Source organism: Mycobacterium talmoniae, from assembly GCF_001854525.1.
GTDB lineage: Bacteria > Actinomycetota > Actinomycetes > Mycobacteriales > Mycobacteriaceae > Mycobacterium > Mycobacterium talmoniae.
On sequence record NZ_MLQM01000187.1, the window covers coordinates 1 to 10825 of the forward strand.

Genomic DNA, 10825 nt, shown 5'->3' on the forward strand with positions numbered 1-10825 from the left:
ATCCAACAAACTCATCACTTAACCCCTTCCAACTCGATCACCAAATAGTCCACAAAACCCCACCACAAGTTCCCTCAGCTACGACTCCCCCTCCCACGTCTCCGGCACCAACGGCACCCGCGGACCCGCCCCGAACTCGTCACCATCCAACGTCGCCAACCCGGCCGCTACCGCCACTTTCTCCTTGTGCGTGGTGCCGGTGAAACCCAACGGCCCGGCACCGCGATCCGACGCGGCGGTCGCGGTGAAATCGTCTGGCGCCGGCGGGGTTACCGGCTCGTCGTTCATGTCCATGAACGCGTCGGCGAACTCCCGCATCTCGGTGCGGCGGCGCCGCCGGGCGCGGGTCTTCTCCCGGCTCGACGCCCGTACCGCGGCCGCCGCGGCCGGCACCCCGACGGCCGGCGCCTTGGTGTGGTCGCGGTCGGTCAGCGTGGGGCCGAACCCGGTTCCGGGATACCCGCCGGCGACCAGGTAGCCGAACATCCCGGTGCCCGGCGCCGGAGCCGACGCACCACCGGTGGCCGGGGCGCCGCTGCCGGCCGGGGCCCCCGATGCCGCGCCCGCGCCGCCGCCCGCGCCGAGCCCCACCGCCATCGGGTTGTTGGGCTGCTCGGCGCGCACCTGGGTCGGCGTCGCGGCCGCCTCGGCGGGCACGTCGTCGACCGGCGGGGCTTGTTCGGCCATCGCCATCACTTGCGGGATGGCGATGGCCAGGATCAGCGGAATCAGCAGCGGCGAGGCGAAAAGCATTCCCCAGGTGGTGAAGCCGACGGGAATGAAGAACGCCTCATAGGCGATGAAGAACAGCAGCGGGAACCAGGCCGCGGGGTTGGCAATGATTGAGCTGAGCGCCCCGCTCGGGTTCTGCAGGAACTGCATCAGCTGCTGGAACATCTGCTCGAAAAAGTTCGAGCCGCTTGACTGTGCAGCCGTGGACTGCGTGGTGTCGGCCTTCATCACCATCGGCGCGCTCTGGGTGCGCGGCGCCGACGCCAGGGCGACGGTGGACACCGCGTGGTAGGTACCCATCGTGGTGGCGGCCTGGATCCACATCCGCACGTAGTCGGCTTCGTTCAGCGCGATCGGGATCGTGTTGAGGCCAAAGAAATTCGTCGCGACCAGCACCCCGTGGATGGTGTGGTTGAGCGCCAACTCCGGCAATGTCGGCATGGCGGCCAACGCGGTGGTGTAGGCGGCGGCCGCGACTTCGTGCTGGGCCGCCGACCCGGCGCTGTTGACGCTGGCCTGGGCCAGCCACGCCAGGTAGGGCAGGTGCGCGGAGACGTAGGTCTCCGCGCTCGAGCCCTGCCACGTCCCGGTTTGCACAGCGGCCAGTATCCCGGTGAGTTCTTCGGCCACTGAGGCGTATTCGGCGCTCAGCGACGTCCACGCGCCAGCCGCGGCTAGCAGCGCTCCCGGTCCCGGACCGCTGCTCAGCAACGCCGAATGCACTTCCGGCGGTGAGGCGATCCAGACTGGCCCGACAGGCATGGTTACAGCCCGCCGCCATAGGTCGCGGCGGCCGCGGCGTCACCCGCGGCGTAGCTGGCCCCGGATTCACCGACGCCGATGCCTGCGCGGCCCAACTCTTCCACGCCCTGGGCGGCCACCGCGGCGTGCTCGTTGCCCTGCGCGCTGAACCCGGCCGCGGTCTGCAGCGACACCGGGTCGGCGGCCGGCGGCATCACCGCGGTGATCATCGGCGCCGCCCCGGCGTGGGCGGCCGCCAGTCGGGCGGTCAGCGCCTCGACGGCGGCACTGGCCGCCTCCAGACCTTCGGGAACCACTCGTAGCGTCATGACTGGTACTCCTTCCCTCGTTCGAACATCGCGGACATCAGCGCGCCAACCTCTGGTCGACGAGCGGGTTGATTAGCTGGACGTAGGTCGCGACGTCGCTGTCGCCCAACAGGACCGCCCGCCCGGCGGGTAGCCGGCTGAACCGCTGGCCGCGGATCTTTCCGCTGTCCTGCGGGTTGCCGGACAGCATCAATGTGGTGGCCTGCAGGTCGTTGAACCGGCGCAGCAACGTGTTGGTCATCAACGCGTGCCCGGAGCCGGAGGCCCGGGCGGTGACGATCACCCGCAGCCCCAAATCGGCGGCCTGGGACAGCAGCCCAATCAGGTTCGCCCACGGCCGTTGCCCCACATACGGTCCGGTCATCGCCGGGGTGTCCGGGATCGAGTCGACGTCGTCGATGAGCAGATAGTGGGTGTGGCCGGTGTAGGTCCAGCGGGACAGGTCCGCCGGCGCCAGCCCGGCCGGCGGGCGGCGCTGCTCGATGATCGCCGACAGGCCCATCATCGCCGGGATCACCCGGTCGAGGTTGGCGGTGTATTCGTTGTCGGCGAACAGCGGTTCGTCGACCAGATGCAACCGCCGGTCCAACACGGTGAACGCCACCTGGTCGGCGGTGCTGTTCTCGCGCACCGTGCGGATGATGTGGCGCAGCAGGGTGGTCTTGCCGGTCTTGCTGTCCCCGAACACCATCAGCAGCGGGTTGTCGGTGAAGTCGAGTTCGACCGGCGCCAGATCCTCTTCCCGCTGACCGATGACGACCCGCTCCGGCCCCGGGTACAGGGTGCCGACTGCGTCGGGTGCCAGGTTGGTCGGCAGCAGCCGCACCGGCGGTGCGGTGACTCCGGGGTAGCGGGCGTTGACCGCGCCCACCTGCTCGGTTTCCGGTGCGGCGAACAGGAAGTGCTCGGCGGCCATGGTCAGGCCGCGGCCCGGCTGGTCGGCGGGCACGGCTTCGGCCGGGCGGTGCAGGGCGCCCACCACCCGCACGTTGGAATCGCGGGCGTCGTGCAGCTTGAGCTCCAGCCGCAGCCCCAGCCCGTCGCGCATCGCCAGCGGCACCTCCAGCCAGTTCGGGGTGGTGATGACCACGTGGATCCCGTAGGCCAAGCCGATGTTGACCAGTTCGGTGACCTTGGCCAGCAGCGGGTTTCGGGTGTTAAACTGGTCGGTGTTGTCCCGGCTGAACGCGTACAGGTTGTCGATGACGAAGAACACCTCGCCGAACCCGTCGTCAAGCGTGGAGCCGTTGTCGCGCCGATCCCGGAACGCTTCGCGGCGCTGACGGGTCAGCAGCAGCTGCTCCAACTCACCAAAGGTGCGCCGGATGCGCTCGGGCTCCAGCGGGGAGGCGACGCTGCCGACGTGCGCCAGGTCCTCCACCGCCCGCAGCTGGCCGCCGCCGTAGTCCAGGCAGTAGAACGTCACCTCGCGCGGCGAATGCAGGTGCGCGGCCGACATGATGAACGTCTGCAGCGCGGTCGTCTTACCCGACTTCGGGCCGCCGTGGATCAGCACGTTGCCGGCCGCGGACTTGGCGTCGAACACCAGCGGGTCGCGCCGCATCTCGAACGGTTTGTCGATCTCGCCCAGCGGCCAGCGGAACTGGCCGGGGCCCACCCCGGCCCGGGACAGCACGGCGCCCAGCGGAATCGGGTCATCCAGCGGCGGCAGCCACAGCTGCGGTGCCCGCGGGCCGTATTCGGCGAGCTGGTCGCCGATGGTGGCGATCAGCTTGCGCGGCGGGCCCATCAGGTCGTCGTCGTCGACGCCGGTGACCACGGTGTCGTGGTCGGGTTCCACCCGTCCCGCCGTGAACGGCCGCGGCTCCGGAGCGGAGTGCACCACAATGGCTTTCGCTTCGCGCGGCGGGTCGTAGATGCCGTCGACGTAGGTGGAGCGGAACTTGATCGGCGCCGCGCCCGGGGCGGGCACCAGAAAGCCCACACCTTTGTGTTCCTTGCCGGATTCGATGTGGTAGGCGTCCTCCACCCCGATGATCTGGCGGGACACGCTGGGGCTGGCCACCTTCAACCCGATCCGGTAGGAGGTGTTCTTGTCGATGTCCTTGATCTTGCCGACGTCCAGGGTTTGCGACGCGAACAGGATGTGGATGCGGAACGACCGGCCTTTACGTGCCACGTAGTCGAACAGCTCGGCGTATTCGGGGTGGTCGGCCAACATCAGGGTGAACTCGTCGGCGACCACGAACAAGGTCGGGATCGGCGGCAGGTCCGCCACCGCCGGCCCGCCCTGCTCGCGGGCGGCCTCGTATTCCAGCACCGAGTTGAACGCGCTGCCCTGGACCCGGCGGCCGGCCTCGCGCAGCAACAGCTCGCGGCGGGCCACCTCACCGCGCAGCGTGTCGGCGAACCGGTCGGCCAGCGACTTCTTCTCGGCCATGTTGGAGATGACCGCGACGACCTGCGGGAAGTTGCGGAAGATGTCGGCGCCGGCCTCACCCTTGAAGTCGGCGTAGATCACGATCAGCCGGTCGGCGGAGTGGGTGGTCAACAGCGACAACAGGATCGACATCAGCGTCTGCGATTTGCCGGCACCGGTCATACCGATCATCAGGCCGTGCGGGCCCATGCCGCCCTCAGCCTCGTCCTTGAGGTCGAAGATCAGCGGTTCACCGGTGGCGGTGACACCGATCGGGACCCGCAGCTCGTCCTCGCGGCGCCGCGGCGCCCACAGCGACGGCACGTCGAGTTGGCTGGCGTCCGGAATGCCCAGCAGCGTGGTGAAGGTGGCGCCGCGGGTGGCCGCCGAACGCAGCCCGGCGTGGGTGGGGTTGGAGTCCCAACGCGACAGCCGCCGGGCCAGGTGGCTGGCCTCGTCGACGCCGAGCTGGTCGGCAGCATCGGCATAACGCTCCCAGCCACCGCTCTGCCAGCGGTCGATCGCGCCGTCCGCGATGCGCAGGATGGGCCGCTCCGGGTCCGAGTATTGCTCGCGGTGCGGGGGGGTCGCGCTGCGCTGGATTACGGTGACCCCGGCCCAGCCGGCCGACAGCGTCGAGGTGTTCAAGTCGTAGTCGGGGTCGTCGACGACGATCACCAAGTGCCGCAACGCATCGGCGGGCTCACCGGAAAAGTCCGGCCGGTCGGCCAGCGCCGGGCCCAGCAGCGCGGCCAACGCGTCCAGGTTCGGCGCCAGGTAGCGGGCCGGGCCCACCCCGTCGAGCTGGCCGGGAATGTCCACGTGCGGCAGCCATTTCAGCCACGACCAGTCCCGGTCCTCCAGGTCGGGGGTGGCCAGCGCCACCCCGAGCATGGACGGGTCGTGCCAGGACACCGCCTGCGCGATCCAGGCCCGGATCGCGGCTCGGACCTCGTCGGCCTCGCCGAGCACGGTGATCCGCGACACCCGGGCCAGGTTGAGGCCGATCGGCACGTCGCGCACCGTGCGCTGGGTGTCGAGCAAGCCCCGTAAGGTGCTGTGCGACACCGGCTCCAGGTCGACCTCGTCGGCGGTGTCTTTGACCCGCAGCGTGGTGGCCAGCGGCACCGCGTGCCGGCCGGTGCGCACCACCAAAAAGTCGTCGTCGTGCGGGTCGCGTTCCCACTGGCGTCGCGACCCGGGCACCGCGGCCAGATCGGCCGGGTCGGGGTGGGACCATTCGGCCGCCGCGCGCTGTTCGGCGGCGGTGCCGCGGATGTTGTCGCGGACCACCGACAGGTAGCGCAGGTAGTCGGCGCGCTCGGCGTCGACCTCCTCGGTGCGCATCTTGTTGTCGGTGCCGCGGTACAGCGCGGTGGCCGCCAACAGCAGCACGAACGGGAAGAACAGCGTCTGCGGCGAGATGATCCGGATCCCGGTGGCGACCAGCGCCACGATCATTCCGACGATCAGCACCACGATCACCACCGGCAGCGCTCGGCGCAGCATCGACGGCGGGATCACCCGGGGCAGCTCGGGCGGCGGCTCGATCGCGATGGTGCCCTCACGGATCCGCGGCCGCGGCAGCCGGCGGTGGGCTTCGAAGATCAGCCGGCTCATCGGGCGGCCTCCTGCTCGGTTGCGACCCGGCGCGCGGGTCGATTGTCGGGGGCCAGCCAGTCGCGGGCGATCAGGGCGTCCGCGCGCGACAGCGCGGGCCCGGGCGCGAACAGCGACAGCACCGACCACGGGACGGGCACCGCGGGCGAGGTCAGGCCCAGCGCCTCAAGGGTTTTGCCGTGACCGGGACCGGCGGCCGGGTCGTCGATGCCGTAGCGCACCCCGGTGTCGCCGATCCAGAACAGCGAGCCGTCCGGCGGCGAGGTCGGCCCTTGCCCGACGGTTTGGGTGAAGTAGCCGGTGCCGGGGGCCAACGCGACCCGGGTGGCGGTGCCGCCGGCCCCGGCGGAGACCAGGTCCACGGTGCGCACCTCGTCGGACACCGGCAGCGCCGAGCCGGACAGCAGCATCAGCGAGCTGGTGCTGGCGCCATCGGGCTGGCTCCAGTGCGCGCAGCTGACCGGATCGCGGGCGGCGTCGACCAAGGTGATCGACTGCGCCGGGTAGCGGCCGGTGTCCAGTGCCCGCGACACCGGCAGCTGGGCGATCTGGTCGGCGGCCAGCGACGGCGGCGCGTCCAGGCCGTAGGAGTTGGTGTTGCGCAGCACCGCGGCCAGCACCGGGGTGATGGGCTGCAACCCGTCGGGCAGCACCGCGTAGTACTGCCGGGTGTTATCCGAGGCGCCGTCGATGGCGTGGGCGACCACCACCGCTCCGACCGGCGCGGACACCGGCATGCCGAACTGCGGCGGGTTTCCGGCGTCCGGGATGTCCGGGGCGCTCAGCGCCGGTGCTTCCGGGATCGCGTTGAACAGCCCGTCGGCAATCGGCCGCGGGGTGAGCTCGTTGGCCTCCAGGCCCAGCGCGCTGGTCACCGCCCGGTCGTGCAGGTCGATGCGGCTGCGCCGGCCGTCCCATAACAGCCAGGAGCTGTCGTTGTTGCGGACCAGCACCGCCCGACCCGAGCCCAGGTCGGCGGCGCGGGCACCGTCGCTGTCCAGCGGGCCGGCGATCACCGTCACGCCGGTGGCCGGGCCCGACACCGCGTCGCACACCGTCCAGTCCGCGTCCCGGCTGGTGTTTTGCACCATGCGCTCGGGGGCGCCCGGGATGCCGACCAGGTTGCCGCGCGGGAACCGGTCCAGCGCACTGCTTTTCACCATGGTCGGGTTGGACGGCCGCCCGGCGATCAGCCGCGCCGAGGTCAAGTTGAGCACCGGGTGCAGCTGGTCGCCAATTCGGACGTACAACGCGGAGGTGGACCGGTCGGCGAGCACGGTGTCGTTGCCGACCGAACCGTTGGGCCGGATCAGCGACAGCACAAAGCATCCCGCCAGGCCGGTGACCAGCAGGATCACCCCCATCAGCACCGCCCGGGACTGGGTGCGCAGCGGGTCGACCAGCATCCGGGTGTCGTGCAGGGCAACCCCGGAGGCGATCCGGCGCATCACGAACCGCCAGCCGGTCACCTGGTGGCGGGTGACGAAGCCGCGGCGGTAGGCGACCTGGTCGGGGTTGTTGTTGACCGGGGTGCGGGAGGTGAACGACCGCCGTTCGTCCTCGGGCTGCGGGGCCGTCATGCCGGCACCGACAGGCCGAGGCCGCGCAGCAGCGGTGCCACCGAATGGCTTACATCCTCAGCGGAAATCGTCATCAGATCCTCATCGGTAAACGTCTCGGTGCCGGCCTGCTCGGAGTGGTCGAGCCGGAATTCCCGTTCCTCCTCGGAACGTTCGACCACGTTGCGGACGAACCGGCCGTTGCCGGCGATGTCCAGGCTGCGCCGGTTGATCCCGTTGGCGTCGGGGCTGGATTCCTCGGCCAGCTTGGTGAACAGCGTCTCCAAGTCGTTGAGCGCGGCCGGTTCGAAGACGCTGTCGCGGTGCTCGGCCATCACGTTGGCGATCTCGACCAGCTCGGCCGGGGTGTAGGACGGGAAGTCGATGCTGCGGGTGAACCGGGACCGCAGACCCTCGTTGGTGTCCAGGAACCGGTCCAGGTCGGCGCGGTAGCCGGCGATGATGACCACCAGGCGGTCGCGGTCGTTTTCCATCCGGGCCAGCAGGGTGTCGATCGCCACCAGACCGAAGTCGTTTTTGGCGCCGGTGGCCACCAGGGCGTAGGCCTCGTCGAGGAACAGCACGCCGTCCAGGGCGCTGTCGATGATCGCATTGGTCTTGGCCTCGGTTTCGCCGATGTGCTGGCCGATCAGGTCGGCGCGGTGCACCTCTTTGACGTTCTCCTTCTTCAGCAGACCCAGACCGCAGTAGATCTTGGCGACCACGCGGGCGATCGTGGTCTTACCGGTTCCGGGCGGACCCGCGAAGATCAGGTGGTGAGTGCGCTGCGCCACGGTCAGGCCGTGCTGCTGACGCCGAATGGACATCGCCACCGAGCTTTTCAGCCGCTGCACCTGGTTTTTGACCTCGTCGAGGCCGATGAACTCACCCAGTTCGCGTTCGGCTTCGACCAGCAACGCGGCTTTGCGCTCGTGGGCGCCCGGGTCGATGAAGTCGGCTTCGCTGGGTTCGGTGTCGGGGTCCCACGGGTCGCTGCGGGCGTCGATGCGGTCGGCGGTGGTGGTGTGGATCCCGAAGCTGTGGTCCAACAGCGCCTGCTGGATCTGCTCGTTTTCCGGGTTGGCCGCGTACAGGTCTTGGAGCACCTCGGCCGCGGTTTCCTCATCTTCGTGGGCCCGCAGCACCAGCCCCTTGGCCAGCCCGCCGTCGACCGCCGCGATCGCGATCGGGCCCTCGGGCTCCTCCAGGTACGACAACGCCGGAGCAAACATGCCCAGCCGGGCCAGCGCGATGCCCAGGGTGATCTTGGCGGCGTGGGCGAACAGCGCGTCGAGGGTGGGGTCGTTGACGATCGGGGTCAGCAGTTTGACGACGTCCGACCAGCGCTCGGCGCGGTAGTGGATCGCGGTGGCGACCCACCGGGCGTCGTGGAAACTCGGCCGGCGCTCGGCGATCTCGGCGACGATCTGGTGCGCGTCGGCGAACTGGCCGGCGGTGGCCAACGCGGCGGCGTGCGCGAGATGGAAGTCGTCGGGGTCGGTGGCCCGGAACTGCAGGTACAGGCCGGTGTCGTACTGGAATCCCAACGCGCCGCGGCGCAGATCCAGTTGCCGCTGCAACGTGCCGGCGGTGGCCGCCGTGCGCGACGCCGCTTCCAGCACCCGCGGCGAGACGTCCCCGGCGGCGGCCAACCCCACCCAGGCGTCGCACTGGTCGTGGGCGACGCGGGTCAGGGCGCTGAACCCGGTGCGGGCCGCGGCCAGGTCGGCGGGCCGCTGCCGGTCGTGCACCACGATGCCGAGCGCCCGACAGCAGGTGGCGAATCGGCTGACGATGTCGCTGTCCACCCGGCGGGCGCTGGTACGGGTCACAAGCATGCCGACGTCACCGTTGTCCATGCTTGGGTCGCCCCCTCCAGATGGTGTTACCTAAGTTCTTAACTGCGCTGAAGTTAGCATTGCATAAGCTAACTGTCGAGACGTTTGCGGGGCCCGACCCGGACCGCAGTTGCGGACGGCACTGGGTCGCCCTTTCCGCAGGTGAGTGAAGTTGGCAGCGGTCCGCCGCCCTGCCGGTCATCACACCGCCAGAGAACACGACAACCTCCCGTGGGCGCCCTCGGTCCAGGGCCACCCTTAATGAAAATCATTTCCGACAAGCTCGGCCGACACAGTACCTCGGCCCGCCGGGGATGACAATTGCTTCTACCGGGGCTGTAGTCGTCGCCGGCAACCCAAAAGTTCCCCAAACGGCAACGCGCCGTCGGTCACTAGCGACCGACGGCGCGTGGGGGTTGATTCGTTCCCCGACGGCTGCGGGCTACTCCTTGACGGCGCTGACCAAGGTGTTGCGGGCGATCATCGGCCCGGCTTCGGTCTCCGGCGCGGGGATCGGCCGGTCCACGCTGCGCAAATAATCGGCCAACGGGGTGCCGACCGCGGTCCAGCCGTGCGCGTTGAACCAGTGGTCGGCCGGGGCGTGCTGCTCGTTGTAGACCAGTTGGAAGAAGACGCGCTGGCTGTCCTCGGCGTTGCGTTCCTCCTCGACGGCGGCGGCGAAGTCCTCCTGATTCATCGGGGCGCCGTCCTCGACGGCGACGTGGCTGCCGGGGCTGGCCAGCGCGTCGATGCCGGTGAACAACTGCTCCTGTGCGGTGGCCGGCAGGTAGATCAGCAGCCCTTCGGCGATCCAGGCCGACGGTTGCGTCGGGTCGAACCCGCTGTCGCGCAGGGCCTGCGGCCAATCCTCGCGCAGGTCGATGGCGATCTCGCGCCGCTCGGCGTTGGGCTGGGCGCCGTGGCGGGCCAGCACCTCGCGCTTGAACTCGAGGACCTGCGGCTGGTCCAGCTCGAAGATGGTGGTGCCGTCCGGCCAGGTCAGCCGGTAGGCGCGGGAGTCCAGGCCGGCCGCCAAGATCACCACCTGGCGGACGCCGGCGTCGGCGGCGCGGCGAAAGTAGGTGTCGAAGTAGCGGGTGCGGGCGCCCTGGAAGTTGACGAAGTTCTCCCCGAAGTCTGGGGTCTTCAGCTGATGCTCGGGGCAGTTGCCGTCGAGCACGTCGGCCCAGTCGCCGCCGACGGCCCGGCAAAACATCTCAGCATAGGGGTCGACGGCGAGCGGATCGGGCTTTTGCGCCTCCAACGCCCGGGCGGTCGCGACGAACAACGCCGTCGAGCCGACGCTTGTGGTGATGTCCCAGCTGTCTCTATCGGTTCGCATCCCAGCGAGATTACGCCGACTGACTGTGGGGCTCCTGGAGCCCCGAGCCTGCGCTGGTGGCGCCGAGTCTGCGGTGAAGGCGTCGAGACTGTACTCAGGGCATCGAGACTGCGCTGAGGGCATCGAGACTGTACTCAGGCCGTGATTTCGGCCGCGACGGGCTGTTGCGGAATTGGATGGCGGGGCGGGTTGCGTGGCGGTGACGTCCGGTGGTGTGAGTTGGGGGCCGATCCGGTTACCCGGTGGCTGGGGCGAGGGCTCCGACCCCGATGGCTTTGAACAGG

At 69.7% G+C, this 10825-nt stretch carries 6 protein-coding genes; all 6 read right to left on the reverse strand.

All coding sequences use genetic code 11. The annotated features are described in order from the left end of the window. Positions 1-78: 78 nt before the first annotated feature. The gene (locus BKN37_RS23110; protein ID WP_071029274.1) at positions 79-1494 is read right to left on the reverse strand and encodes a PPE family protein; all 1416 of its coding nucleotides are present in this window, start codon (positions 1492-1494) and stop codon (positions 79-81) included. 2 nt (positions 1495-1496) lie between these two features. Next, a complete protein-coding gene (locus BKN37_RS23115; protein ID WP_071029275.1) occupies positions 1497-1802 on the reverse strand; it encodes a PE family protein in 306 nt (101 codons plus the stop codon). 37 nt (positions 1803-1839) lie between these two features. Further along, on the reverse strand, positions 1840-5802 hold the full coding sequence (eccCa, locus tag BKN37_RS23120; protein ID WP_071029276.1) for a type VII secretion protein EccCa: 3963 nt from the start codon (positions 5800-5802) through the stop codon (positions 1840-1842). Continuing rightward, the gene (eccB, locus tag BKN37_RS23125) at positions 5799-7382 is read right to left on the reverse strand and encodes a type VII secretion protein EccB (protein WP_071029277.1); all 1584 of its coding nucleotides are present in this window, start codon (positions 7380-7382) and stop codon (positions 5799-5801) included. Before eccB ends, eccCa begins: the two co-directional genes overlap by 4 nt. Beyond that, positions 7379-9220, reverse strand: coding sequence for a type VII secretion AAA-ATPase EccA (gene eccA / locus BKN37_RS23130; RefSeq protein WP_071029278.1), 1842 nt, complete (start codon positions 9218-9220; stop codon positions 7379-7381). The genes eccB and eccA overlap by 4 nt, the downstream gene beginning before the upstream one ends. A 421-nt stretch (positions 9221-9641) precedes the next feature. Beyond that, on the reverse strand, positions 9642-10541 hold the full coding sequence (locus BKN37_RS23135; protein WP_071029279.1) for a class I SAM-dependent methyltransferase: 900 nt from the start codon (positions 10539-10541) through the stop codon (positions 9642-9644). Positions 10542-10825 lie beyond the last annotated feature (284 nt).